The organism is Rahnella sikkimica (assembly GCF_002951615.1).
GTDB classification, from domain to species: domain Bacteria; phylum Pseudomonadota; class Gammaproteobacteria; order Enterobacterales; family Enterobacteriaceae; genus Rahnella; species Rahnella sikkimica.
Genome location: NZ_CP019062.1, coordinates 1989795 through 2016419 on the forward strand (window position 1 = coordinate 1989795; position 26625 = coordinate 2016419).

Annotated in this window: 19 protein-coding genes; 10 read left to right on the plus strand and 9 right to left on the minus strand. The window is 51.4% G+C overall.

The window, feature by feature from the left end; all coding sequences use genetic code 11:
* Nucleotides 1-204: 204 nt before the first annotated feature.
* From kduI to BV494_RS09055, 4 genes are all read left to right on the plus strand, one after another.
* Nucleotides 205-1041 carry a 5-dehydro-4-deoxy-D-glucuronate isomerase gene (kduI, locus tag BV494_RS09040; protein WP_104922573.1) on the plus strand — a complete coding sequence of 279 codons (837 nt, stop codon included), beginning with the start codon at nt 205-207 and terminating at the stop codon, nt 1039-1041.
* Between the two features lie 76 nt (nt 1042-1117).
* The gene (gene kduD, locus BV494_RS09045; RefSeq protein WP_104922574.1) at nt 1118-1879 is read left to right on the plus strand and encodes a 2-dehydro-3-deoxy-D-gluconate 5-dehydrogenase KduD; all 762 of its coding nucleotides are present in this window, start codon (nt 1118-1120) and stop codon (nt 1877-1879) included.
* A gap of 152 nt (nt 1880-2031) precedes the next feature.
* On the plus strand, nt 2032-2589 hold the full coding sequence (locus BV494_RS09050) for a metal-dependent hydrolase (protein ID WP_104922575.1): 558 nt from the start codon (nt 2032-2034) through the stop codon (nt 2587-2589).
* Nucleotides 2590-2770: 181 nt separating this feature from the next.
* Complete coding sequence (locus BV494_RS09055; protein ID WP_104922576.1) at nt 2771-4162, plus strand: L-cystine transporter; 1392 nt, start codon at nt 2771-2773, stop codon at nt 4160-4162.
* A 77-nt stretch (nt 4163-4239) separates the two neighbouring features.
* Here the strand turns inward: BV494_RS09055 and kdgR are convergent, their stop codons facing one another.
* Nucleotides 4240-5031, minus strand: a complete 792-nt coding sequence (gene kdgR / locus BV494_RS09060) for a DNA-binding transcriptional regulator KdgR (protein ID WP_104922577.1) — start codon at nt 5029-5031, stop codon at nt 4240-4242.
* A gap of 239 nt (nt 5032-5270) precedes the next feature.
* On the opposite strand from kdgR, the gene BV494_RS09065 reads away from it, so the two are divergent.
* On the plus strand, nt 5271-6665 hold the full coding sequence (locus tag BV494_RS09065) for an MFS transporter (protein ID WP_104922578.1): 1395 nt from the start codon (nt 5271-5273) through the stop codon (nt 6663-6665).
* 66 nt (nt 6666-6731) lie between these two features.
* Here BV494_RS09065 and htpX read toward each other — a convergent pair whose 3' ends face one another.
* From htpX to msrC, 4 genes are all read right to left on the minus strand, one after another.
* Nucleotides 6732-7610, minus strand: a complete 879-nt coding sequence (gene htpX, locus BV494_RS09070) for a protease HtpX (RefSeq protein ID WP_104922579.1) — start codon at nt 7608-7610, stop codon at nt 6732-6734.
* Nucleotides 7611-7895: 285 nt separating this feature from the next.
* Entirely contained in the window at nt 7896-9968 is a 2073-nt protein-coding gene (prc, locus tag BV494_RS09075; protein ID WP_104922580.1) for a carboxy terminal-processing peptidase, read from the minus strand.
* 19 nt (nt 9969-9987) lie between these two features.
* Nucleotides 9988-10677 carry an RNA chaperone ProQ gene (gene proQ, locus BV494_RS09080; protein WP_104922581.1) on the minus strand — a complete coding sequence of 230 codons (690 nt, stop codon included), beginning with the start codon at nt 10675-10677 and terminating at the stop codon, nt 9988-9990.
* 95 nt (nt 10678-10772) lie between these two features.
* A complete protein-coding gene (gene msrC, locus BV494_RS09085; protein ID WP_104922582.1) occupies nt 10773-11270 on the minus strand; it encodes a free L-methionine (R)-S-oxide reductase MsrC in 498 nt (165 codons plus the stop codon).
* Between the two features lie 256 nt (nt 11271-11526).
* Between msrC and yebS the strand changes: the two genes are divergently transcribed.
* From yebS to BV494_RS09110, 5 genes are all read left to right on the plus strand, one after another.
* Nucleotides 11527-12774: a membrane integrity lipid transport subunit YebS gene (yebS, locus tag BV494_RS09090; RefSeq protein WP_104922583.1), complete on the plus strand. Its 1248-nt coding sequence runs from the start codon at nt 11527-11529 to the stop codon at nt 12772-12774.
* Nucleotides 12743-15373, plus strand: coding sequence for a PqiB family protein (locus tag BV494_RS09095; RefSeq protein WP_104922584.1), 2631 nt, complete (start codon nt 12743-12745; stop codon nt 15371-15373). The genes yebS and BV494_RS09095 overlap by 32 nt, the downstream gene beginning before the upstream one ends.
* An 84-nt stretch (nt 15374-15457) precedes the next feature.
* A complete protein-coding gene (gene rsmF, locus BV494_RS09100) occupies nt 15458-16975 on the plus strand; it encodes a 16S rRNA (cytosine(1407)-C(5))-methyltransferase RsmF (protein ID WP_104922585.1) in 1518 nt (505 codons plus the stop codon).
* 371 nt (nt 16976-17346) lie between these two features.
* Nucleotides 17347-19068, plus strand: a complete 1722-nt coding sequence (locus BV494_RS09105; RefSeq protein WP_104922586.1) for a sensor domain-containing diguanylate cyclase — start codon at nt 17347-17349, stop codon at nt 19066-19068.
* 208 nt (nt 19069-19276) lie between these two features.
* Nucleotides 19277-19519: a DUF1480 family protein gene (locus BV494_RS09110; RefSeq protein WP_104922587.1), complete on the plus strand. Its 243-nt coding sequence runs from the start codon at nt 19277-19279 to the stop codon at nt 19517-19519.
* Between the two features lie 43 nt (nt 19520-19562).
* On the opposite strand, the gene BV494_RS09115 is transcribed toward BV494_RS09110, so the two are convergent.
* The 4 genes from BV494_RS09115 to BV494_RS09130 form a co-directional block, all read right to left on the minus strand.
* Nucleotides 19563-20210, minus strand: coding sequence for a cysteine peptidase family C39 domain-containing protein (locus BV494_RS09115; RefSeq protein ID WP_104922588.1), 648 nt, complete (start codon nt 20208-20210; stop codon nt 19563-19565).
* 94 nt (nt 20211-20304) lie between these two features.
* On the minus strand, nt 20305-20697 hold the full coding sequence (locus BV494_RS09120; protein ID WP_104922589.1) for an ASCH domain-containing protein: 393 nt from the start codon (nt 20695-20697) through the stop codon (nt 20305-20307).
* A gap of 97 nt (nt 20698-20794) precedes the next feature.
* A complete protein-coding gene (locus BV494_RS09125; protein WP_104922590.1) occupies nt 20795-23635 on the minus strand; it encodes a WG repeat-containing protein in 2841 nt (946 codons plus the stop codon).
* Nucleotides 23635-26397, minus strand: coding sequence for a WG repeat-containing protein (locus BV494_RS09130; RefSeq protein ID WP_104922591.1), 2763 nt, complete (start codon nt 26395-26397; stop codon nt 23635-23637). Before BV494_RS09130 ends, BV494_RS09125 begins: the two co-directional genes overlap by 1 nt.
* Nucleotides 26398-26625: the final 228 nt, after the last annotated feature.

Consider the following 26625-nt stretch of genomic DNA (forward strand, 5'->3'; position numbering starts at 1 on the left):
GTTTAATTTCGTGAACCTTGAACTGCCTCATGAAATAAATAAAACGTTATTTCATTTTTATTGAATTCATATGCCAATGAACCTATGCTTTGTTTACAAGGACGAGCCGGGAGCTCTCCTGCTTCTGTACGCTGTCACTGCCACGCAACGGTCAGACTCCCCCGGCAAGTCCTCCTTTATTGCAATCCAATGAGAGGCACCGACATGCAAGTTCGTCAAAGCATTCACAGCGACCACGCCAAAACGCTTGATACCGCACAATTACGTCGCGAATTTCTCATCGAGAAAATTTTCGAGAAAAATACCTATACCATGACCTATAGCCACATCGACCGCATTATCGTCGGTGGCGTAATGCCAGTGGAAAAATCAGTCTCGGTGGGCGATGAGGTCGGTAAACAACTGGGCGTGAGCTATTTCCTAGAGCGCCGCGAACTGGGTGTGATCAACATCGGCGGACCGGGGCTTATCGTGGTTGACGGAACGACTTATGAGATTGGTCATGAAGAAGCGTTGTACGTCGGCAAAGGCGCTAAAAACGTCGAGTTCAGCAGCGTTGATACGGGTAAGCCCGCCAAGTTCTATTACAACAGCGCCCCTGCGCACACGACGTTCCCCAACAAAAAAATCACGCTGGCCGAAGCGTCGCCGCAAACTATTGGCGATGTTGCCACCAGTAACCGCCGCACCATCAATAAATTTATCGTGCCTGCCGTTTTGGAAACCTGCCAGCTGACGATGGGATTAACCAAACTCGAAGAAGGCAGCCTGTGGAACACCATGCCTTGTCACACACATGAGCGCCGGATGGAAGTGTACTTCTATTTCAATATGGAAGAAGAAACCGCCGTGTTTCACATGATGGGACAGCCACAGGAAACGCGTCATTTACTCGTTCATAACGAACAAGCGGTCATCTCACCGAGCTGGTCAATTCATGCCGGTGTAGGCACCAAAAACTATACCTTTATCTGGGGAATGGTCGGCGAAAACCAGGTATTTGACGACATGGATCACGTCAAAGTCAGCGAACTGCGCTAATCCTTGTGCTCTGCTGCACGGCGGCAGAGCAAATCATCTTTTATGGCGAACGTGCCGTGCAAAAGAGACTTCGAATATGATCCTCAACGCGTTTGAATTAAGCGGCAAAGTCGCCATCGTGACCGGCTGCAACACCGGGCTGGGCCAGGGTATGGCGTTGGGACTTGCGCAGGCAGGTTGCGATATCGTGGGTATCAACGTTTCGGCACCGAACGAAACGGCCGAAAAAATCACGGCGACAGGCCGCCGGTTCCTCGACCTTCGCGCTGATCTGAGCAGCATTAAAGGCATTCCCGAACTCATCGAAAAAGCGGTCAGCGAGTTTGGTCATATCGATATTCTGGTGAACAATGCCGGTATTATCCGCCGCGAAGACGCTATCGAGTTCAGCGAGAAAAACTGGGACGACGTGATGAACGTGAACAGCAAGACGCTGTTCTTTATGTCTCAGGCCGTGGCTAAGCAGTTCATTGAACAAGGTACGGGCGGTAAGATTATTAACATTGCCTCCATGCTTTCTTATCAGGGCGGCATCCGCGTTCCTTCTTATACGGCATCAAAAAGTGCCGTCATGGGGATCACGCGGCTGATGGCGAATGAGTGGGCGAAACACAACATCAATGTTAATGCCATCGCGCCGGGTTATATGGCGACCAACAACACCGAACAACTTCGTGCTGACGGAGATCGCAGCAAAGAAATTCTTGATCGCATCCCCGCCGGTCGCTGGGGTTTGCCGGAAGATGTCATGGGGCCGGTGGTATTTCTGTCGTCAAAAGCCTCGGATTACGTTAACGGCTACACGATCGCCGTTGATGGCGGATGGCTGGCGCGATAACCGTTCAATAAGTGACAGTGGAAAGGCGTATTTTTATACGCTTTTTCCTTTTTTATCATATCGTTGACAATTAGTTACAGGGTGTCTCTTCCAAGATTATGACAGTTTCACTTATACTGGATAAAATAACAGTTATCCAGTTCGGACGCGTCATGACGGCGGAAGGCCATCTCATTTTTTCAATTGCCTGTGCAGTATTTGCCAAAAAGGCACAGCTTTCTCCGGAACTGGCGCACGGTGACTGGTGGCATATTATTCCGGGGTCACTGCTGACGTGCCTGCTGCCTGACATTGATCATCCCAAATCCCTGATTGGCCAGCGACTGAAATGGATTTCCGCCCCGATTGCTCGGGCTTTCGGACATCGCGGATTCACGCACAGCCTGCTCGCCGTCGCGGGGGGAATTTTCCTGCTGCGCACGCATTTCCCTCACGACTGGGTGATTCCTATCGATGCCTTTCACGCCATGATTATTGGTTATCTGAGCCATATTCTGGCCGATATGCTGACGCCTGCAGGCGTTCCTTTATTGTGGCCGTGTCGCTGGCGTTTCCGTCTGCCGCTGATTAACAGCCAAAAAGGCAATCAGCTGGAGCGGACACTGTGTCTGATGCTGGTTGGGCTGACCCTTTTCTGGCCGGACTGGACGCCCATTATTGGTGCAATCAATCCCGATATTTTTAACCATATTCTAAAACTCTTCATTTGAGCAGCATAAAAACCCGACAATCTGGCGTAATTTGATACGAATTTCGCATAAAAGTTATAATGCATTCCTTTTGGATATAAATGATCGGGCACCCAACTGATATTCTTCACGCCAATGCTATGGGATGGTGCAATCCCTTCCGGGAACACCCGTTTGAAAAATTATAAGTTTGGAGTCTGGTATGAATTTTCCGCTCGTGATTAACGTAGTGGTTTTCGTTGCCCTCCTTTTGCTGCTGGGGCAAACCCGCCACAAGCAATGGAGTCTGGCAAAAAAAGTTTTAGCAGGTCTGGCACTGGGTGTTTTATTTGGGCTGGCACTGCAACTGATTTATGGTTCTGACGACCCGGTTCTGAAAACCTCTATTACCTGGTTCAACATCGTGGGTAACGGCTATGTTCAGCTGTTGCAAATGATTGTGATGCCGCTGGTTTTTGTCTCGATCCTGAGCGCCGTGGCGAAATTACATAATGCCTCTTCGCTGGGTAAAATCAGCTTCCTGACCATCGGTACACTGCTGTTTACTACGCTTATCGCCTCTCTGGTAGGGATTTTCGTCACCGGTCTTTTCGGCCTGACGGCGGACGGTCTGGTACAGGGAACGCAGGAAACCGCGCGCCTGGCTGCTATCCAGTCCAACTACGTAGGCAAAGTGGCTGACCTGAGCGTTCCTCTGCTGATTCTTTCCTTTATTCCTAAGAACCCGTTTGCTGATCTGACCGGTGCAAGCCCGACGTCCATCATCAGCGTGGTGATTTTCGCGGCCTTTGTTGGCGTTGCGGCGCTTCAGCTGGTTAAAGATGATGCGGAGAAAGGCCCCCGCGTTCTGGCATTCATCGATACCCTGCAAGCCTGGGTGATGAAACTGGTTCGCCTGGTCATGAAACTGACCCCTTACGGCGTTCTGGCACTGATGACCAAAGTGGTTGCCGGTTCTAACATTCAGGACATCATGAAACTGGGCAGTTTCGTGGTGGCGTCTTACCTCGGCCTGGGTATTATGTTCGTGGTTCACGCCGTGCTGTTGTCTTTCACCGGCGTTAACCCGGCGAAATTCTTCCGTAAAGTCTGGCCGGTGCTGACCTTCGCATTCACCAGCCGTTCCAGCGCCGCCACCATTCCCCTGAGTGTTGAAGCGCAAACGCGCCGTCTGGGTATCCCGGAGTCGATCGCCAGCTTCGCAGCATCCTTTGGTGCCACTATCGGTCAGAATGGCTGTGCCGGTTTATACCCGACAATGCTGGCTGTGATGGTCGCGCCGACTGTCGGCATCAACCCGTTTGATCCGGTCTGGATTGCCACGCTGGTTGGGATAGTGACCCTAAGCTCGGCCGGTGTTGCCGGCGTGGGCGGCGGCGCGACTTTCGCAGCACTTATCGTGTTACCCGCGATGGGCCTGCCGGTCACGCTGGTCGCGCTGTTGATCTCCGTCGAGCCACTGATTGATATGGGCCGAACTGCTCTGAACGTAAGTGGTTCTATGACTGCCGGAACGATCACCAGCCAGTTACTGAAACAGACAGATAAAACGGTAATGGACTCTGAAGAAACAGCTGAACTGGCTCATCGCTGATCCCGGTTCGCTGATAACAAAAAAACCGAAGCCATCTGGCTTCGGTTTTTTTATATCTGCATTATTTATGCAAAAACTCAGAACGGATAGTCGTGAAAACCAATTTGTTCTGAGATGTTGCGCGCAGCGGTATGCAGCATTTCGACGTAATGCGCTTTGCTTTCCTCTGAAAAACGGATCGTTGGGAAAGAAATACTCAGGCCAGCAATCACCACGCCAAAACGGTCAAACACGGGAACCGCGATGCAGCGAAGCCCCTGCTCCTGCTCTTCATTATCTTCGCCATAACCCTGCACGCGCACCTGATCGAGCGCCGTCTGCAAATCATCGGCATTCATGATGGTATTTTCAGTGCTGCGGGTGAATTCAATTTCCTGCAACAACTCGCTGACTTCGGCTTTATCGCCCCAGGCCAGAAGCACTTTACCGATAGCGGTGGTGTGCAGCGGATTTCGGCGGCCAATGCGCGAATGCATGCGCAGGTTGTACATCGAATCGATTTTATGAATGTAGACAATACCGTCTTCATCCAGCGCGCCAAGGTGAATTGTTTCGCGTGTCAGGCGGGACAATTCACGCATCTGAATATCCGCACTGCGGATCAGATCCACATTTTGCAGCGCTTTCGCGCCCAACTCGAATAGCTTTAGAGTGAGCGAATACTTTTCAGACTCCCCCTCCTGCGCCACATATCCCAAAGACTTCATCGTCTGCAAAAAACGATAAACCGTACTTTTGGACATCATTACGCGCTGAGAAAGTTCAGTAATACCAATCTCGCGCTCTTCGCCCAGCGCCTGCAAAATGCCAAAAACCTTCAGAACGGAAGAAACAGAATCGGGTTGCTTATCAAGATCTGCGATAGCCATAGGATGAATTACCTGCTCGCGTAAGTTTTGTTTCAAAAAAAATAGAACGTGGTTTTTATTATAGGGGTAAGCGTCGCGGAGAAGCAATCGGCCCGAAGCCTGAGAATGTAAGAACTGTTAACCCAGTTTCATAACAAAGATATCGATAAAAAATTCATTACATCATGTGACAATTGTCACTTTAACTTCATTAGCGTAGTAATATTCCCCTCTCTGATGACTACGCACTGACATAACTCATGACTCCTACACCCAATGACGGGCTTCCCGTTCCACAACGTTATGGCGCAATCCTCGCAATCGCTCTGGGTATTACCGTTTCGGTGCTGGACGGCGCAATCGCGAATGTCGCGTTGCCCACTATTGCCAATGATTTTCATGCCAGCCCGGCGGCCTCCATCTGGGTCGTCAATGCCTACCAGTTGGCGATCACCATTTCACTGCTTTCGCTGGCGTCTTTGGGTGATATTTTTGGCTATCGCCGTATCTATCAGACCGGCCTGCTTGTGTTCAGTATCACTTCTCTGTTTTGCGCCCTCTCCGATTCGCTGCTGACGCTGACCGTAGCGCGGGTGTTGCAGGGGTTCGGGGCGGCGGCGATCATGAGCGTCAATACCGCGCTGATACGTATCATTTATCCGCAACGATTTCTTGGCAGGGGTGTGGGAATTAACGCGCTGATTGTGGCCGTTTCTTCCGCCGCAGGGCCGACGATTGCGGCGGGGATCCTGTCTGTCGCGTCGTGGCAGTGGTTGTTTGCGATTAACGTCCCGATAGGTATTGTCGCGCTGATCCTGGGTCTGAAATTTCTTCCAGCCAACTCAACCCGCAGTCAGGGGCAGCGTTTTGATATCACCAGCAGCGTGATGAATGCACTGACGTTTGGCCTGCTTATCAGTGCAATCAGCGGATTTGCGCAAGGTATGAATCATATGCTGATTTTGGGCGAGGTCGTTGCGCTGCTGATTATCGGCTGGTTCTTCGTGCGTCGTCAGTTGTCGAAGCCGTTCCCGTTATTGCCCGTGGATTTACTGCGCATCCCTATTTTCAGCCTGTCTCTGGGCACATCACTGTGCTCTTTCAGTGCTCAAATGCTGGCATTCGTTTCACTGCCCTTCTTCTTGCAAAATACGCTGGGGCTTAACTCCGTAGATACCGGCCTTTTGCTGACGCCGTGGCCGCTGGCTACGATGGTGATGGCACCGATTGCCGGCCGTCTGGTCGAACGTTTTCATCCGGGGATGCTCGGCGGCATCGGGTTGATTGTCTTTTCGTTCGGGCTATTTTCACTCTCTTTACTGCCACCAGAACCTTCGCATCTGGATATTATCTGGCGCATGTTGTTGTGCGGCGCAGGCTTCGGTTTGTTCCAGTCTCCCAACAATCACACCATCATCACTTCCGCACCGCGTAACCGCAGCGGGGGCGCGAGCGGGCTACTGGGAACCGCCCGCCTTTTGGGGCAGACAACCGGTGCGGCAATGGTCGCCCTGATGTTTAACCTGTTCCCTTCTCACGGAACGCATGCATCATTAATTCTGGCAGGTACACTCGCCGGTACGGGGGCTCTGGTCAGTCTGATGCGGATGACGCAAAAAACCAGCAGCCAGAAAGCGGCAGAAAGTTCTAAATAGCCGCCTCCTGAAAGTAAAATGCCTGGCACAAGCCAGGCATTTTTTTACGCATAAACCAACGGACGTTTATTTAATATACTGACCGCTGCGCAGCGCTTCGATACGTTTGTCCAGCGGCGGGTGAGACATAAACAGCTCACTGAAAGACTTCGATTTGCCGTTGATACAAAACGCCATCATGCTGCCCGCTTCCTGCGGTTCATGGCTTGTTTTCAGACGCTGCAATGCTGCAATCATCTTTTCACGCCCCACCAGTTTCGCCGAACCGGCATCCGCGTAGAACTCACGGTGACGCGAGAACCACATGGTGATAATGCTCGCCAGAATACCAAAGACCAGCTCAAGCACCGTCGCCACGGCAAAGTAAATCATCGGGTTGCCGTTGCTCTCTTCGCCGTCACGGTTGCCGGACAGAAAACCAGAAGCCACCTGCGCAATCAGACGCGAAATGAAGATCACGAAGGTGTTCACAATCCCCTGAATCAACGTCATGGTGACCATATCGCCGTTAGCAATGTGGCTGATTTCGTGGGCGATAACCGCTTCGGCTTCGTCCTGATTCATGCTTTGCAGCAAACCGGTGCTCACTGCCACCAGCGAGGCGTCGCGACGCGCGCCGGTTGCGAACGCGTTAATATCTGGCGCGTGATAAATCGCGACCTGCGGCATGGCAATGCCTGCCTGCTGAGACTGGCGACGAACCGTTTCCATCAACCAGCGCTCAGTTTCATTTCGTGGCTGCTCAATAACTTCACCACCCACCGAACGCAACGCCATCCACTTCGACATCAGCAACGAGACAATAGCACCACCGAAGCCAAACAGCCCGGCCATGATCATCAGCCCCGGCACGCTGCTGGACTGGATGCCCGTCAGGCTTAACACCAGCCCAAAGACCAGCATAACCGCCAGGTTTGTCAGCAGGAACAACGCTATACGCATCATAAAATTTCACTTCCTCATTGTTATTTCTTTGTTATTGATTGAGTCACACCACCGGCACATAGCCTGCCCGGCTGTAGTGATCCTATGGGCTTCTTGCCCAGATTCAAGAGTCCCTGCCCGCTAAAGGCCCAAAATCACAATACTTTACATTTTGAAGGGTTTTATTTCACAACCACTGCTGAAATCTATGGAGTTTCCACGCCCCCGACGCGCTTCCGGGCTCGTTTTGGCACATAAAAAAAGCGCACCGGAGTGCGCTTCTTCATCTGACCACCGGGTGAAGGATTACTTCGCCGCGGCCTGGTCGCCCTGAGCTTTTTCCAGATTGCCCAAGTCAACGGCAATGTGGTCAGCTTCATCGAGATAAGGGTCCGGTGCCACATAGTCTTTCGGCAAATCATCGAGAGATTTCAGTGGTTTCTTACCTTCGCGTTTGAAGCGTTCGTTCAGGCGGCTCAGACGTAATGCATCATCCTCTTTGTCCTCTTTATCACGCTGGGCGTAATTCAGGGAGGCGGTATCACGTTTGTCCTTCAATGCTTTATAACGGGCGATATCTTGCTGGATATACTGGAACTCAGGATCCTGCGCGATACGGGCTTCATGATCTTTCAGTAATTCAGGCAGGAACGGTTTCATGTCGCCCAATTTGCTGTAAGTCGCCGCGTTAATACTGTCCCACGGAAGCGCGTTATCTTCGAATTTTTCACCCGTTTCAATCGATTCAATACCGGTTGGCATCAGAATATCCGGGGTAACCCCTTTACGCTGAGTACTGCCACCGTTGATACGATAGAATTTCTGGATGGTGTACTGCACAGAGCCCAACGCAGGCCATTCCGGACGCAGCATCTGATCATAGATGCGGTTCAGTGAACGGTATTGCTGAACGGTCCCTTTGCCGAAGGTTGGCTCACCGACAATCAGCGCACGGCCATAATCCTGCATGGCTGCTGCAAAGATTTCCGATGCTGACGCACTGAAGCGGTCAACCAGCACCACCAGCGGACCTTTGTAGTACACGACGCCATCGGTATCGCTATCCTGGCGGATACGACCGTTGTTATCGCGAACCTGAACAACAGGGCCACTTGGAATAAACAGACCTGACAGAGAAACCGCTTCAGTCAGTGCACCGCCGCCATTAGTGCGCAGATCGATGACCAGACTGTTCACGTTTTGCTTCGCCATTTTCTGCAACTGGACTTTGACATCATCTGTCAGCCCCACGTAGAACCCAGGAATGTCCATCACGGCCACTTTTTGAGCGCCGACATTTTTGATGGTCATTTTGACCGCGCGATCTTCCAGACGGATTTTTTCACGAGTCAGGGTAATGACGTGGTTTTTAGCATTTTTGCCCGCAGGCAGGATCTGCAGGCGCACTTTGCTGCCTTTAGGTCCTTTGATGAGCGCGACAACGTCATCGAGACGCCAGCCGATCACATCGACGATAGGGGTAGGTTTGCCGGCCTGAACCTGGCCCACACCGACAATACGATCACCCACAGCAATGGCTTTACTCTTGGCCGCCGGGCCTCCAGCTACCATTGAATTGATGACAGTATAATCATCGTCCCCCTGCAGAACGGCACCGATACCTTCCAGAGACAGGCTCATTTCGGTATTGAACTGCTCAGTGCTACGAGGAGAGAGATAATTGGTGTGCGGGTCAATTTCATGCGCAAAGGCATTCATCACCAACTGGAACACGTCTTCGCTGTTGCTCTGAGTCAGACGTTTCATCGCAAAATGATAACGTTTGGAGAGCACATCACGAATTTCCTGATCGTTTTTACCGGTCAGTTTGAGGTTCAGCTCGTCATATTTGACTTTTGCATCCCACAATTTATCCAGCTCAGCGCGGTCTTTCGGCCACGGTGCTTTACTGCGATCAAGTTCAATCGTGTCGTTGCCAGTGAAACTCATCGGACGCTCAAGCACTTTCAACGCATAGTCATAGCGTTCAAAGCGACGTTTTTGCGCCAGATTGAATAAGGCATAAGGCGTGGTTAACTGACCGGATTTCAGTTCCTCACCCAAAGTGGCTCGCTTATCACTAAACTGCGCCACGTCGGAAGCCATGAGTACGTTATGGCCATAATCGAGCATGTTGAGGTAACGGTCGAAGATTTTCGCTGAGAAATCTGAATTAAGGTCGAACTGACGATAATGTGAACGGGTAAAGCGTGCCGTAACACGCTCGCTTACCGTTGCATCTTGCGGATCTTGCGTTAAGTTAGGGAGTTGAGCGAGAGTTACCGGTGCACTCTCGTTCGCTGCAAAGCTGGTATTCACCAGCCCTGCCCCTGCCATTAACAGACCCGCGATAACGCTTAATCTGACAAATTTGTTCATGCCTGAGTTGGCCTCCGTATCAGAACTGCAAGTGTTCTGCGCGCACGATCATCGCCAGACCCGAAGAGAGCTGAACGCGAACACCGTCTTTGGCAATTTCCAAAACGGTGGCATCCATCGCACTCTGACCTGCTCTGACTTTGATTTCCTGGCCAATTTGCAGTTTTGAAATGTCTGTTACTGGCACCTGACGCGGTTCACGTTTTTCCTCACGCGGTGGGCGAGGTGTACGTGGTTTGCGATTTTCCTGACCAGCCACAGCTGCGGGCGCATTTTCACGACGCGGCGCAGGTTTTTTAGCAGCCGGACGTGGGCGACGTGGCTCAGTGGTTTCACCGGCTTCACGACGTTTAGCCTGTTGTTCTGCACGTTGTGCCTGAACGCGGGCTTTTGCTTCTTCCAACTGTTTACGGGCATGTTCGACGTGCTGCTCTTCGAGAACGCCACATGAGTTACCATCAAGGTCAACGCGTTCAGCGCCAACTTTAACGCCGTACAGATAGCGCCAGCTTGAGGTATACAGACGCAGAGCAGAGCGTAACTGAGTTTTGCTCAGATTCTCTTCACCTTGCACGCGCTCGACCAAATCCGCAAAGATACCGATCTTTAATGGGCGTGCTTCGCCTTCGGCGGTAAAACAGAGCGGGAACCGCTCAGCCAAAAAGGCGATGACTTCTTTACTACTGTTCAACTTAGGTTGATTTTCCATGAAATTTCCTGATTACAACGGGTTTGCCAACCGGCGCAGGCATGAACAGGCGCCATTATAATGACGCCATTATTAAATGCCACGTTATCCGACGATCAACTTACGATCAGATTGACATATTTTTCAGCATCGCAGTTTTCGAGATGCTGGCAAAGCCCGCTGACTAACTCTGTCAGCCCCTGTTCATCGGCTTCATCGAAGCGCTGATAAACGGTGCTATCAATGTCTAATACGCCGATAACTGTGCCTTTCACCGTGACGGGAAGGACAATTTCGGCATTACTTGCAGCGTCACAAGCGATGTGGCCCGGGAAGGCATGTACATCACCGACACGCTGAACGGCATTTTCCGCAGCTGCGGTACCGCAAACGCCTTTTCCTACCGGAATACGCACGCAAGCGATTTTACCCTGGAATGGCCCCAGCACCAGCGATGAGCCGTCCATCAGATAAAAACCTACCCAGTTCACGCCGTCAAGACGTTCAAAAAGTAAGGCACTGGCGTTCGACAGAGTCGCAATAAAATTGTTTTCTCCGCCGATCAACGCGCTCAAATCACGTTTTAATTCCGTGTAGAATGCTTCTTTATTCATGTAGTAACCAATAATAACCTAAGGGCACTGAGCCGTTCTGGTGTGCTTAACCTCTCTAAAATAAGCATTAAATGCCCATATGAACAAGGTTAATCCTGTGTGACATCAAAAAGACTCACCTACAATAACTGTTTGCCGACCGCATAATACGTTATTTTGTCAAAAAAACCTGGCTGATATTGGCTCAATGGCCTCGCCTGCCCCCGCTGGGGATGCGTAATTGTAACAACAGGTATTCTTTATTATTCCAGGTACTATGAAAATACACACAATTTCAGCCCAACTGCCGCACGTTCGCTACCAGCGCTGCAGTGAATGTGACTACCTTTTTGCGCTTCCTGCGCTGCTGCGGACGCAAACGGCGCACTGTCCCCGCTGCAATGCCAAAGTTGAAAAGGGCCGGGTTTGTTCTCTGCCCCGGCTGATCACCATCGCCATCAGCATTTTATTGCTGATGCCGTTCGCCTATTCCGAACCGCTCATCAGCATTCGCCTGCTCGGCACACGCATTGACGCCAGCCTGCTGGAAGGCATATGGCAAATGTCGCGCCAGGGTGATCCGGTCACCGCCAGCATGGTCGCGTTCTGTACCATCGGCGCGCCGCTGACGCTGGCCCTCTCCATTCTTTATCTGCATTTTGGCAGCAAACTGGGGATGAACCTGAGACCCGTTTTGCTGATGCTTGACCGTCTGAAAGACTGGGTAATGCTCGATATTTATCTGATTGGCATGGCCGTCGCCAGTATCAAAGTGAAAGAATATGCCGACATCAATGTCGGCATCGCGCTGACGGCCTATCTGATGATGACCCTCATGGTCACACTGACGATGATTAACCTGAATATCGAACAGCTGTGGGAAGAATTTTATCCGCAGCGCCGGCCCAAAGGCGTGCCTTCTTCGCTGCGTTTGTGTCTGGCCTGTAAATTTACCGGACAACCTGATGAACGCGGCCGCTGTCCGCGTTGCCATGTGCCGATGCGTCTGCGCTATAAGCACAGTTTGCAAAAAACCTGGGCGGCGCTGATCGCGGCAATTATCTTTTTGATCCCCGCGAACTTGTTGCCCATTTCAATCATTTACGCCAACGGGCAACAACTGAAAGACACCATTTTTACCGGCGTCGTATCGCTTGCCACGTCAGGTAACGTGCCGATTGCCGCCATCGTTTTTATCGCCAGCGTGCTGGTGCCTTTTACAAAGGTTATCGTGATGCTGACGTTACTGCTCAGCATCCATTTCAAAGCGATTCAGGGATTGAAAACGCGTATTCGTCTCTTACGGCTGGTGACCTGGATCGGACGCTGGTCAATGCTCGATTTGTTTGTTATTTCATTGATGATGTCGCTGGTAAATCGTGACCAGCTTTTGTCTTTTACAATGGGACCGGCCGCCTTTTATTTTGGCTCTGCCGTGATCCTCACCATTCTTGCCGTTGAATGGCTTGATAGCCGCTTGATTTGGGATGCACATGCAACAGGAAACGCCGAATACACCGACTGAAGCACGGATAAAACACAGGCGCCGGATTTCACCCTTCTGGCTACTGCCATTTATTGCTTTACTCATCGCCGGATGGTTGATTTACAGCAACTATCAGGAGCGGGGAACAACTGTCACTATCGATTTCCAGTCAGCGGCGGGCATCGTTGCGGGCCGAACGCCGGTGCGTTATCAGGGCGTTGAAGTGGGTTCAGTCGAATCCATCAGCCTGAGCAAAGATCTTCGTACCATTCAGGTGAGGGTCAGCATCAAAAGCGATCTGTCCGACGCGCTGCGTGAAGGGACACAATTCTGGCTGGTGACGCCAAAAGCGTCGCTGGCGGGCGTGTCTGGCCTCGATGCACTGGTGGGCGGTAACTACATCGGTATGATGCCCGGCCCTGGCAAAGAAAAAGATCACTTCGTCGCCCTGGATACGCAGCCGAAATTTCGTCTGAATACCGGCGAGCTGATGATTCATCTGCACTCGAAAGATCTGGGTTCACTGAGCACCGGTTCGCTGGTGTATTACCGTAAAATTCCTGTCGGCAAAGTCTACGATTACGACATAGAAAGCGGTAACGACGGCGTGACGATTGATTTGCTCATCGATAAACGCTTCGCCAATCTGGTCAAAGACAATACCCGATTCTGGAATGTCTCCGGCTTTAAGGGCGATTTCAGCCTGAGCGGCGCAAAGGTTCAGATGGAAAGTCTGGCGGCACTGGTTAACGGCGCGATCTCGATGGATTCTCCGGATGACGGGCATCCGGCAAAAGCCGATCAGTCTTACGTACTTTATCCTGATCTGGCGCAAAGCCAGCGCGGTGTGGAAATCGATCTTGATTTACCAAACGGCAACGGCCTTTCCGAAGGGCAAACACCACTGATGTATCAGGGTTTGCAGGTCGGGACGCTGACAAAAATCACCTTGCAGCCGGATAATAAAGTCACCGGGAAACTGACCGTCGATCCTTCCGTGCTGGATATGATGCGCACCGGTACGCGTATTGAAATGAACAGCCCGAAACTCAGCCTGAATAATGCCAATATCAGCCAGTTGCTGACCGGTAATACGCTGGAACTGATCCCCGGCGACGGCGATGCGCAGAAACACTTCATCGTTCTCGACAGCAACCAGCGCCTGCTTCAGGATCCGGGCACCAGCAAGATTCAGCTGATCGCGCCGCAAAGCTATGGCATCGATGCGGGTCAGCCTATCAAATTGTATGGCATTACCGTCGGTCAGGTTATCGACCGCACGCTGACAGATGAAGGTATTTTGTTTAATGCCGCCATCAAACCGGAATACAAAAACTTACTGCATAAAGACAGCAAGTTTGTGGTGAACAGTCGCGTTGACGTGAAACTGGGTATCGACGGTATGGAAGTGCTGGGTGCCAGCGCGCAGGAATGGGTCGATGGTGGCATCCGCATTATTCCGGGCACCAAAGGCGAACCGGCACAGAAATATCCGTTGTACAGCAACGCGGAAAAAGCGGCTGAAGGTATTCAGGGCGACCAGCCCGGCGCAACACTGACGCTGACGGCGAAAAGTCTGCCAGACATTCAGGCCGGCTCCATTGTGCTTTACCGTAAATTCCAGGTGGGCCAGATTGTTAACGTACGCCCGAAAGCCAGTGAATTTGACGTTGATGTCTATATTTTGCCGCAATACCGCAACCTGCTGACGGAGAAAAGTATTTTCTGGGCAGAAGGTGGCGCGAAAGTTCAACTTAACGGCAGCGGCCTTACCGTTCAGGCATCACCGCTCGACCGCGCACTGAAAGGGGCGATCAGCTTCGATAATTTTGAAGGCGTGCTGACCAGTAAGGGGACCAAGCGCATCCTTTATGCTTCAGAAACCTCAGCACGCGCCGTAGGCAGCCAGATCACGCTCAATACCTACGATGCCAGCAAACTCTCAGCGGGCATGCCGATCCGTTATCTGGGGATAAATATCGGTCAGGTCGAATCCCTGAAACTGGATCCTCAGCTCAATCAGGTTGCCGCTAAAGCCGTGCTTTATCCGGAATACGTCGACAGTTTTGCCCGCCGTGGCTCGCGTTTCTCGATTGTTTCGCCTGAGATTTCAGCCGGAGGCGTTAGCAATCTCGATACGCTTCTCCAGCCGTATATTAACGTTGAAGCCGGTAAAGGCGTGCCAGCACGTAACTTTGATTTGCAGGAATCCACCATTACGGATTCCCGCTATACCGACGGGCTGGGTATCGTGGTGGACGCAGCAGAAGTCGGCTCACTGCAAATCGGTACACCGGTGCTGTTCCGGGGCATCGAAGTGGGTACAGTTTCGGGCTTCTATCTGGGCGCGATGGCCGATCGTGTGAATGTGACCTTGCGGATCAGTAAAAAATACCAGTATCTGGTACGCGAGAATTCCGTGTTCTGGCTGGCATCGGGTTACGACTTACAGTTCGGCCTGACCGGTGGTGTATTTAAAAGCGGGACATTCCAGCAGTTTATCCGTGGCGGGATTGCCTTCGCGACGCCGCCGACCACACCGCTGGCACCGAAAGCCGCTAACGGTAACCACTTCCTGCTCAATCCGGAAGCGCCAAAAGACTGGCAAAAATGGGGAACGGCGATCCCAAGAACTTAAACGTTTTCCCCCTTTCAGAGGCCACCTTCGGGTGGCCTCTTCATTGCATCACGGTAACGTGCGCGCCTTCCTCTGCGTGTAAATATGGTAAACTCACCGGCAGAAAACATCTTCAGTTCTGGAACCCTACTCTTGTCAAAACTCACCACTGCCAGCGATTTCGCTGATAAATTACCCGCCGCCTTTCTGGACGCCACGCGCGCAATCATGCCAGCCAGCCTGACCATGGAAGATTTTATTGCGATATGCCAGCGACCTCTCCGCCCCAGTCTGCGGGTCAATACCCTGAAAATCAGCGTGGCGAATTTTCTCGAAATGGCGTCAGGCTATCAGTGGGCGTTAGAGCCGGTGCCATGGTGCGCGGAAGGTTTTTGGATCAACCGGCACGCGCTGGATGATTCCCGTTTAGGGAATGCGCTGGCGCATCTCGCCGGGCTTTTCTACATTCAGGAAGCCAGTTCCATGCTGCCCGTGACCGCTTTGTTTGCTCACGACACGCAACCCACGCTGGTGATGGACGTGGCCGCCGCGCCGGGGTCAAAAACCACACAAATTGCCGCGCAGATGGAAAATCGGGGTGGCATCGTTGCCAATGAATATTCGGCCAGCCGTGTGAAAGTGCTGCATGCAAACGTCAGCCGCTGTGGCGTGAGCAATACCGCCCTGACCCACTTCGACGGACGCGTATTCGGTGCTGCGTTGCCCGAAACGTTTGATGCCGTTTTGCTTGATGCACCCTGCTCCGGCGAAGGCGTCATTCGAAAAGACCCCGATGCCATGAGCAACTGGTCAGAAACCAGCGTGGCAGAAATTGCTGCGACCCAGCGCGAACTCATCGACAGCGCGTTTCACGCATTAAAACCGGGCGGCGTTCTGGTGTATTCCACCTGCACCCTGAATGCGCTGGAAAATCAGCAGGTTTGCCAGTGGTTGATGGAAACCTATGCGGGCGCCGTGGAAACGGAATCACTTGGGGATTTATTTGATGGCGCGCAAAAAGCGATAACGCAGGAAGGCTATCTCCACGTATTCCCTCAAATTTATGACAGCGAAGGTTTCTTTGTTGCCCGTTTTCGTAAAACAAACTCCGTACCACGCCTGCCTGTTCCCGGATATAAAGTCGGCCGCTTCCCGTTCTCGCCGCTTTCGCGTCAGGACAGCGCCGAAATCATCAAAGCCGCCGCCAGCTCAGGACTTTCATGGCCGGAAAAACAATACACCTTGTGGCAGCGCGACAAAGAAATCTGGATCTTCCCGGCCGTGCTGGAACCCCTATTTGGCAAAGTCAGATTTTCGCGAATTGGCATCCGCCTGGCAGAACGCTTTCCAAAAGGTTTCCGCTGGCAACACGAAGCCGTGGTCGCTTTCAGCGTTAATGACGCCAGCAACCGCTTTGATGTAGATGACGAACTGGCACAAAACTGGCTGCGTGGCGTCGATATTTATCCTGAAAACACGCCGACGACGGATGAATGCCTGGTGACATGGGCTAATCAGCCGCTGGGGCTTGCAAAAAAGATCGGGAGCCGTATCAAAAACAGCCTGCCACGTGAACTGGTCAGAGACGGAGCAACGCGACACCACACGCTATCGAACGATTAATGACTTAAACTCTTTTCGTGATTTTCTGTGCCACAGGGTCCTCCTGCTGGCGCAGATTATTCTAATAACGCTTCCTTAAATTCCACAAAAAATAATTCAGCGGCGCATTTGAACCGATGCTGTGCAGGTACATTTTTAGGTGAAATCGGAATGACAAACTTCACAGAACAAATGACTGTGAAAAATTTTGTGCTGCATATATTGGATATCTGTTTATTTTATCCAGAAAGGTGAATGGAATTATAAGTAGGAAAAATCCTAGCCTGACATGTATTATTGCCCTCAAGATAACATTGCCAGTGATATATCATTTGTAGATATAAATCATCGAGCCTGATGTTGAGTAAAGACCTGCCAGTCGGAGAAGTATCATGTCGGATGAAATGAAACTCGAATCAGCAGATGGCCTGCTTTTACAGCAAATGGCCAGTCTGCGGGATATTATCGATAACAATTCTGACTGGATCTGGGAAGTCGATGCACAAGGACGTTACGTCTTCTCCTCAAACAAGTGCATCGAGTTTCTTGGCATTCCGCCCGAACAAGTTTTAGGCAAAACGCCCTTTGACTTCATGCCGCCTGATGAAGCCAAACGCGTAGGTGAACAGTTTGCTGCGATTGTTGAACGTCGCGCCCCTTTTGGCGGATTGCTTAACCGTAATATCCGCCCGGATGGCACAGAAGTTATTCTGGAAACCAGCGGGGTTCCGTTGTTTGATAACGACGGTAATTTTCGCGGCTACCGGGGTATAGATCGCAATCTGACCAGCCTGGATCAGTCGCCGGGACAGCGCCTTTTTCAGCTCGAAACCATTTATTCCAATGCCCCCGTGGGCCTGTGCTTCATTGATTTGCAAATGCGTTATGTCACCGTGAATGATGCGATGGCCAATATTATTGGCCTGCAACCCTATGAAGCCATTGGGCGCAAAATCGGCGTATTTCTGCCAGGCCTTTCGCCTCTGCTCAGTAATGCACTGGAGCTGGCGATGCGTAATGAAACCACGCCTGACCGTGAATTCTCCGTTCCGGGCAAGAATCAGGTTTTCTTCGTGCGCATCAAAGCGGCCTGCGACGGCCAAAACCAGCTGAACGGTCTTTCTGTGGCGATGACGGACATCACCAGTCTCAAACGTATGGAGCGGGCTCTGCGCGAAAGTCAGGAGCACTACCGCAATATGGTGGAACTGAACCCGCAAATCCCGTGGACCGCCGATCCGCGTGGCATGCTCAATGACGTCAGCTCGCGTTTTCAACGCATCACCGGTATGACGCGTCAGGATATTCTGGCGGATAAATGGATCCAGAGTATGCATGTCGAAGACCGCCGCGCTGCGGTTCAGACCTGGGAACAATGCCTTAAAACCGGCGCGCCTCTGGATATTGAAGTCCGCTTTTGCCACGTTGATCGTGGCTGGAACTGGATGCGTATCCGAGCAGCGGCCAGTTATGCGCCAGACGGCTCAATTCAGCGCTGGTACGGCACCGCGGAAGACGTTCATGAACGTAAATTGCTCGAACTGAAACTGGTTAAAGCCAACCGTCGTCTTGAAATTCAGGCGCGTACCGACTCATTGACCAAGCTGCCGAACCGCCGCGAATTTAAAAAAGTGCTTAGCCACGAATATATGCGCGCAAAACGTAACCGTACCCCGCTGACTGTAGTGATGATCGACATCGATTATTTCAAGCATTTCAACGATCATTACGGTCACCTTTCAGGTGATGCCTGCCTGCGCCTTGTTGCCAGGACATTGCGAAAATCGCTGAAACGCAGTACCGACGTGGTGACCCGTTTTGGCGGCGAAGAATTTGCGGCGATATTGCCGGATACCGATTTGAAAGGTGCCTGGATTGTCGCTCAACACATCATGGAATCAATTGAAACGCTGGGCATCAAGCACAGTTTCAGCGAGTTTAACCGCGTGACCATCAGTCAGGGCATTGCGACCTACAGGCCAGATCAGGATCCGGATATCGAAGATCAGTCGGATATTGTCAGTGCAGCGGATGAAGCGCTGTATCTGTCCAAAAATAATGGCCGTAATCAGATCAACGCAATGCCGGTCTCCATCAGATTCAATCCACTCTGAAAACAGATTGAGGAGTCTGGGCGTTATGCAAAAACCGGCTCCTAATCATCTCCTTTTTGTTTAGCGCCTTCTGAAACCCTCTTCTTCACTGACATGAAAAAATCCAGTGGCACTTTTTGTGCTGTCGGCTATTCTCAGATCAGGCTGACCAACTGGTCATACCTGATGTTGCTGAAATCACCGGCGCTATCTTGGCAAGGAGTATCTGATGGGAAAATCGAGTATCAGAATTGGCAGTTATGAAATTGACGATGCACATCTTTCAACGCCTGAAGCAAAGGGTGGCGATAAAGTACATATACCGTGCAAATCAGATCCTGATTTGTGTATGCAACTTGATGCCTGGGATGACCTCACCAGTGTCCCGGCGGTTGTCGATGGCCGTCATTCTGTGTTGTACAAGGAAAAGTACGATAAGCAGAATGATGAATGGATTATGCGACTGGAGTAACACAGCATGGCGAACGGGATTGAGTTCGCCATGCCGCTTGCGGTCAGTTTGTATTGGAAACCAGAGCAATTCCCCGCCCGGCAAAAAATCGGGCAAAAGTTTCTACCGGCAAAGTCACATCCTGCTGCGTGGTGATATCGTGACCCGACGGGTTATGGAAAGTCACAAATCCGGCATTAGCCCGTGTGACCAGAACCAGATGTCCTCCCTTACCCGGCGGAACAGATTCAGGAATACGAATCGACGGATGCACTGAGGCAATAAAAAACCGGTGCAAATTCAGCTGTGAAGCAATATCTTCCGCAGAAATATCCACTTTAACCTGTGCGGTCAGCCCTAATTCCTGACGTAAATACTCAACAAACGGCGCATAAATCAGCCCTTTGATATTATTCCCTTCACGGACATAAGCGCCATACGCCAGACTGCGCTGGGTTAGCTCAAGAATGGGCACAACGGTTCCTGAAACCGCCGCCAGCACCATTTTCAGGCAGCACATTCCGCAGACATGATTAGCCCATTCGATAAATTCTTCCTGAGAAGCCGCACCGGACTGACGCCAGAGGCGGATATCGCTGAGCGCAATATCACCGGCGATAATCCCCGCGGCACAGGTCGGATCTTCCCACTGGCTGAAATACGGTATTTCCGGGGGTGAAAGCGTATGGGGGTTTGCTGAATTGGCGGACATGACTCATTCCTGAACGACAGATCGACAACATCAGGTAGATCTTATGCCTGGTGTTTTTTTGGCCTGATTTTCCTTATCAGGCCACGTGATGAGATTAGAACTTTTCGATCATCCGGAACTTCATGAGCAACAGGGGCATCGTCGGCTCAAACATTTCGTACTCTTCGAAGAAACGCTGGTGCTCTTTACGCCAGTATGCAAGCGTTCTGTCACCTTCACCTTCTTCCCAGGCATGCTGCTCGGTCACCTGATCAAACGGAACCTGTTTTACTTCCGTCAGTTGTACTGCACAAACCGGATTGTTACGGCCATCAACCACAACAAACACTTCGCCCGGTTCGGGTTCCGGATCGTCATCAAGATTTGAGCAGGTCGCTGTTTTAGTACCGGCGATAACACGCTTGGCCAGCTCATCTGCTGACGATTCAGTATCACCGAACGACCAGCGTTCTGCGTCCCTGTATTTAAGCGGGATCTGCGGGATCATAATTTATCCTTTCAATTGAGATAGTTCACTGCCATTACAGTTAAACATTAGCACAAAAAAACCCGCCGCCGCGGGTTTTGAACGCAAAGCATCAGGCTCAGGGCTTACAATTATCCGGCATTTTCTGCGGCCACTGGCGCGCGCTACCGGCGCCGTATAAAACAGAAATACCGCATTCTTTGTCAACCCGCGCAAGCGGTTTGCCTGTCTTATCGAGCATCATCGACATTGCAGGTGTCGAGACAACGGCAACCCCACCGTCGAACGGGGAAACTGCACTGTAAACAGGTGCGATCACGTAGTTGCCCTGCATATCCACAAAGCCGTAAGCATTATCTGCTTTAGCAAATGCCAAACCGTCCTGAGGCAAACCGAGATCGGCGTAAGAAATTGCATCAGCCGGTTTCCCCTGCCCGTCAATCCAGGTTTTTGAGCCATCAGCGCGTGTCAGGACCGCATGTCCGTCAACCATACGGCTGGCGAAACCTGCCACAGTCAGAACCAGTTTGCCGGTATTATCGACATAGCGGGTTGCGGCTTCACTGTTTTGCGGATCATAAGAAACAGACCACGTACTGCCCGTAGGGATGTCCCATTTCCCTTCAGGCATCGAGGCTAAACGCGCACCTTTGTCGTCAATCAGCTCAGATCCGGCAGCTGTTGAACGCAATGCGCGCCCTTGTACAAAACGGGATCCCTGAATATCGATGGCGGGCTGGATCTGCCAGTCACCCTGCGCGGATAAATAACCTTCCTGCGGCTGACGGGATAGTTTCACCCAGTCGCCCAGCGCGCTGATACGGGTTTGCTGCTCGTGAAGCTCGATATTACCTTTGGCGTCCAGCAGCCAGGATTGTCCGGCGGCTGACGTTGCCAGAATACGGCCATCGCTAAACTGATTCACCGCTAATCCTGCAGTCGGGGCAATTCGGGTTTTCGTATCGTTGCCGATAATTTCTGCAATTACGCCGGACTCAGGCTGACTGTCAGTCGCCGGTTGTGTCAGCAGCCAGAGAGCGGAATTGATGCGCCTAACGTTGGCATATTTAGCGTCCACCACCGTTTTGCCCTGACCGTCGAGTATTCCCCAAAGAGCATTTGGCGTCTGAACAGCAACCTGATTGCTGGCATAATCACCCACACTCAGATAGGTAGGTTGAACGACCATTTTCTGATTGATGGCATCGCAAACTCCCCACAATGCTCCTTCCGCCGCCGTTTCGTGATAGCGGAACCAGCCGTTACCGACTGACTCGAGATCGAACACATCCGGCAGATTATAATGCTTACCCGCGTGGTCGAGCGCCGTCAGCTTGCCGTCCAGATAATCCAGCGCATAGCCTTGAACAAACGGAGAAATGTTATCTTCTGTCAGAGGAATGATCACTTTCCCTTGCGCATCAATCACCCCGGTGCCGTCAGCCGTTCTGACAATAAATTGCCCGATATCCGCGCTGCTGTCCGCTGATTCGATATCCTGCCATTTGTTGTCAATTTGCAGAGAGCCGTCAGGTTTAAGGAAACCTGCACCTGTTTTGCTGGTTCCTGCCTCAGGTCGAATCAGAGCCAGTGGCGACTGCGCGGTAACGTTTTCATCACCAGCGTTGAGCGGTTCAATCCGGCTATTTTCAAGCGCGCTGATCGTCTTCTGATTCAGCAGCGCCTTTCCGGTCGCATCAACAACATTGACGACATCGCCCCGATCATTGCGCAGCCACAGACGGTGACTGATCACTTCCGCACTAGAAATTTGCGCCAGCCAGCCGACATTCTGAGCACCACCAATCATTCCGCCTGAAGGCGAAATTATCGCGTTCACTTTTTTCTGCTCACCGCGGGTAGTCAACAAAAACTCACCGGTGGTCTGCCCCCACGGTTCGCTGGCGATAGGTAATGTAAGAGGTTGTTTACGACCGGGAACAAAAACGGTGAGAGTATCTTTTGCCGTTGGGTTGAGGACATAGTCACCCGAAACCCGCAGAGCGGCGGCGTCAGAATCGCTAAACGTTGCGATAACGACGGCGGAGTTATCCAGTAACTTCACGCCATCCGCCGTTTTTGCCAGCCAGAAAGCACCCGTCTCTTCGCTCACAGATAAATACTTGTGCTCATCCTGAACGCCGTCTGCCCGGATTAACGTAATTCCGTCGGAATTCTTCGCAAGTGCAACGGCAGGATTGCGCGGATCGAGAGTCATTGCGATGTACTGTGGCGCAACACGCCAGGTAAGATTTTCATCTACAATGCCGAAGCCTTTACTGGCATCGAATGCGATGAATAACCCCTGAGAACCAAAAGGCTCTGTCACTTCCATTTTGTCTGTTGCAACATGGCGGACACCATCGGGGGAAAGAAGCACGCTGTTAAACGACAACTGTAAGCGAGCCGGAAGACCATTACTCAAAATGGCCTCGTCCACGAGATCATCAAGCGCTTTACCAACCTGCACACCTTTACGATCGATAATCTGTGATTTCCCAGCCACGGTGACGACGGCTAAACCCGATTCAGTAAACGGTTGTACCGCATCGAAACCAGGCTGAATCAGCCAGTTCCCGTTGGTATCGATGAATCCCCACTTCCCCTGTTGTTTAGCCGCTGCGACGCCATAGTGATAATCGCCGACATCGTCAAAGACAGGTTTAATGACCAGTTGCCCCTGATTATCCAGAAAGCCCCAGCGCTCTGAGGTTGCATCTGCTGCAGGCAAAAGCACTGCGGCACGTCCTTCGCGAACATCACGAATACACAGGTTTTGTACTACCGGCAGCGCATTACGCAGTTGTGCATCGTTTTGCGAAGCAGGCAACGGAGTAAAGCAACCGGAGAACTCTGCCGCATTTGCAGAAGCTGTCAGCGTCAATAAGGCCAGTGCGCCACTGGTATTCAATGCGCAAATAAGTGCTGTCCGTAGCCTTGAAGGTTTGCTGACAATCATTAATTACCCCCGGTACCGCATGATGGCGCTTTAACAGGCCAGAGATAAGCGCCTTTTACGTCCACGATTACGCGCTGATTACAACGCACCTGAATTTTCGCCTGAACGGCACCTTCCGCGTTCAGCAGACTGACTACACCTTTGCCGCCCGCCCAGGCATGTTTCTCGCTGAAATCATCAGCCCAATCAAATTTAGGCAAAATAGCGAAACGGCCGGTTGTGGTGATATAACCGAACAGGTTTCCGTAAGTCGATTTTTTCATGGCCGTGGCAAAGTTATTATTCATTGCGCCAACCTGATCAAAATAAGAACCGATCAGCTTCTTACCTTGTTGATCAACGAAACCATAAAGCCCTTTGTTATCACGTAACGGAATAACACCGGCACTGGCTTTGTTTGCCTGCAAACTGTCGAGCCCGGCAAAACGCTGGATCTCATTGCCTTCATTGTCATAAAGCACGGTTTCGCCGGTCACGTCATCATTCATAGTCAGACGCACCAGCGAATTAAGCGGTAAAGCTTGTTCAAAACCATCCAGCGGAACAGCACCGTGATCATTGATCAGTGTGGTGTGACCGTCGCTGACCGCACGGCTCCAGTTCAGGGGTGAAATGAAATTGAATTCTGCCGTATAAAGAGGCTGAATTTGCCAGTCACCCTGCACGTTAATCGCGCCAAAGTGGGGGGAGAAACTCAGCATTACCCAGTCGCCTTGCACTGAGCTTGATGAAGCTGCAATCGCTTTACTGACAGGATAACGGCCCGCGCTGTCTAACAGCGCCACGCCTCCTTCTGAAGGCTGAACCAGCCAGTGCCCCTGTCCGACGGATTGTGGCCTCGCAAGCAGATCTTCAACGATAACCTGACCGCTGTTTGCGCTGTAAAGGCTGTAATGACTGGAGAGATCGCTGCGTTCGCCCGGTTGATCATTATCAGATAAAGTGAAAACGTCCTGCCCGATATATTGGAATTTACCGCCGCGGCTCGAATCCGGAGTAATTGCCCATGTGCCGTTGGTTCCGATAACCCCCCATCCGGCATCGTCTTTCGCCAGAGCATATCCCTCATTGAAAGACTCGATTTGAGTAAACTGAGGGACGGCTTTGATACTCTTGCTCGCAATATCCCACAAGCCCCAGCGGCGGGCATCGTTCGTGCCTTCGGTGTAATACAGCAGTCCGCCGGAAATACGCTGAGCGTTTTGTAGAATATCCTCAGGCACATCGGTTGCATTGCCATTACGATCAATTAAACGTTTGGTGTCGGTATTATTACTGTTTTCTACGGCCCAGGTGTAATCACCACTAAACGTGTTGATCTGCTGATAAACCGGCTGGATAACCCATTTACCCGCACCGTCTACTGCACCCACTTTTTGAGTTTGTGTATGGATGATCAGTGGAGCCTGGGAAGCATCAGCATCGATTGCCGCCCACTGAGGGTCAGAAAGAACATTACCCTGCGAAGTCAGTATTGCCGGTGGTTTTGCGGTATCGGCAGGTGTCAGAATCGCCCATGGCAGTGTGTGCGATGCATCTGCAGTAGCTTCCGGTAGTGCGGCGATATCTTCTGCCAGCACTGATGTACCGAGCGGCTTCGCCTGATAATCTTTCAGTGCTGCGAGCGTGGCATCATTAAGTAACGCAACGCCATTATTGTCATAAACCTGAACAACCTGCGGCACCTTGCTCTCTGTCTGCATAATCCATAGGCGGTTATCCTGTTGCAGGAATTGAGGTTTATTCACTTTCAGGGAAACAATCTGGTTATCGGCTCCAACAATGATGATGCCTTTGCTGCCCGTTCCCAGCGTGGCCTTTCCCCAGACGATAATCTTCTCGGACTGATCGGCAGCAATATCCTGAATTTTTTCCAGTTTTCTGCTGAGCAATTGTTTCGAATTATCGCTGCCGGTTACCAGCCAGCTACCGGAGGAAAGAGGACGTACCGATTTATACTGTTCTTTGTTTAATGAAACGCCCTGACGATCAACAAAGCTCCACAGACTTTTGATTTTGACCGCGACTACGTCGCCACTGAGCTGGGGTTCATCACGGGTTTTCAGGATCATGGGATCAATGACCCAGTCACCGTTTTCGTCCAGATATCCCCAGTAACCGTCGTTTGCTGAATCACGCTTTTTCGCCGGGATAAGCCCTGACTGCGGCAAATCAAGTGCCATAACATCGTCAGGCAGCGAAAGAGAACGGTCCGTAGCAGCATTCCACAACGCCGGGGAGACCTGCGTTTGTACGCTGGCCAGCGCCTGTCCGCCTGCAAAACCCTGGCTATCCAGGGAAACGGCAAACGGCAGCGTTTTCACAACTGCGCCTTTACGGTCAATTAATGCCAGGCGATTATCCGTGACGACCAGCGCTGTACCCTGTGCATTGAAATCAGTGGCGCGGGTAAAACGGGGTTCAATAACCCAGTGCCCTTTCTTATCGATATAGCCGTACTGATCGCCTTTTTTCACAACGGCGAGATCATTAACAAATCCACGGGCGTCGCTGAAATCGGGTTTGATTGCCATGTGCCCGGAGGTATCGAGATAACCCCACTGTGCCTCACGTGATAACCCAACCAGTACAGCGGAAAGTCCCTGTTGAAAAGGTAACTGGCACTCTTTGGCCGTTTTTGCATTGCCACATGCCCGTAACGGTGAGTCATCCGCGTGTACCGGCAGGCTAAAAGTCGCATTCAGAACCAGGGCTAATGCGCTGAAGTTACTGAGATGTTTGAATTTTTCGGAGCAAATCATCCGATGCCCTTATAACTGGAGAAAATAAGAAAATGTAGCGCACGTTTTTTTTCATCACCCGCATTTTGCGCAGGTGAGACGGTAAAAATCCGATAATAATCAATTTCAAGCGCACGCCTATGCTATACACCTATAGGGTGTCAGCTTGTGAAAGAAAAAGCAGCTATTTTATTACCCTGTAACGAATGAATGCACTCCATCGCTGCATAGAAAGATAATCTTCAGATG

Bases quoted from the DNA above. Each gene is read 5' to 3' on its own strand.
- BV494_RS09055 (WP_104922576.1), top strand. From the start codon at position 2,771: ATGAATTTTCCGCTCGTGATTAACGTAGTGGTTTTCGTTGCCCTCCTT.
- BV494_RS09105 (WP_104922586.1), top strand. From the start codon at position 17,347: ATGTCGGATGAAATGAAACTCGAATCAGCAGATGGCCTGCTTTTACAG.
- rsmF (WP_104922585.1), top strand. From the start codon at position 15,458: ATGGTAAACTCACCGGCAGAAAACATCTTCAGTTCTGGAACCCTACTC.
- prc (WP_104922580.1), bottom strand. From the start codon at position 9,968: ATGAACAAATTTGTCAGATTAAGCGTTATCGCGGGTCTGTTAATGGCA.
- proQ (WP_104922581.1), bottom strand. From the start codon at position 10,677: ATGGAAAATCAACCTAAGTTGAACAGTAGTAAAGAAGTCATCGCCTTT.
- BV494_RS09130 (WP_104922591.1), bottom strand. From the start codon at position 26,397: ATGATTTGCTCCGAAAAATTCAAACATCTCAGTAACTTCAGCGCATTA.
- kdgR (WP_104922577.1), bottom strand. From the start codon at position 5,031: ATGGCTATCGCAGATCTTGATAAGCAACCCGATTCTGTTTCTTCCGTT.
- htpX (WP_104922579.1), bottom strand. From the start codon at position 7,610: ATGATGCGTATAGCGTTGTTCCTGCTGACAAACCTGGCGGTTATGCTG.
- yebS (WP_104922583.1), top strand. From the start codon at position 11,527: ATGAAAATACACACAATTTCAGCCCAACTGCCGCACGTTCGCTACCAG.
- BV494_RS09095 (WP_104922584.1), top strand. From the start codon at position 12,743: ATGCAACAGGAAACGCCGAATACACCGACTGAAGCACGGATAAAACAC.
- kduI (WP_104922573.1), top strand. From the start codon at position 205: ATGCAAGTTCGTCAAAGCATTCACAGCGACCACGCCAAAACGCTTGAT.
- BV494_RS09065 (WP_104922578.1), top strand. From the start codon at position 5,271: ATGACTCCTACACCCAATGACGGGCTTCCCGTTCCACAACGTTATGGC.
- BV494_RS09120 (WP_104922589.1), bottom strand. From the start codon at position 20,697: ATGATCCCGCAGATCCCGCTTAAATACAGGGACGCAGAACGCTGGTCG.
- BV494_RS09050 (WP_104922575.1), top strand. From the start codon at position 2,032: ATGACGGCGGAAGGCCATCTCATTTTTTCAATTGCCTGTGCAGTATTT.
- msrC (WP_104922582.1), bottom strand. From the start codon at position 11,270: ATGAATAAAGAAGCATTCTACACGGAATTAAAACGTGATTTGAGCGCG.
- BV494_RS09110 (WP_104922587.1), top strand. From the start codon at position 19,277: ATGGGAAAATCGAGTATCAGAATTGGCAGTTATGAAATTGACGATGCA.
- BV494_RS09115 (WP_104922588.1), bottom strand. From the start codon at position 20,210: ATGTCCGCCAATTCAGCAAACCCCCATACGCTTTCACCCCCGGAAATA.
- BV494_RS09125 (WP_104922590.1), bottom strand. From the start codon at position 23,635: ATGATTGTCAGCAAACCTTCAAGGCTACGGACAGCACTTATTTGCGCA.
- kduD (WP_104922574.1), top strand. From the start codon at position 1,118: ATGATCCTCAACGCGTTTGAATTAAGCGGCAAAGTCGCCATCGTGACC.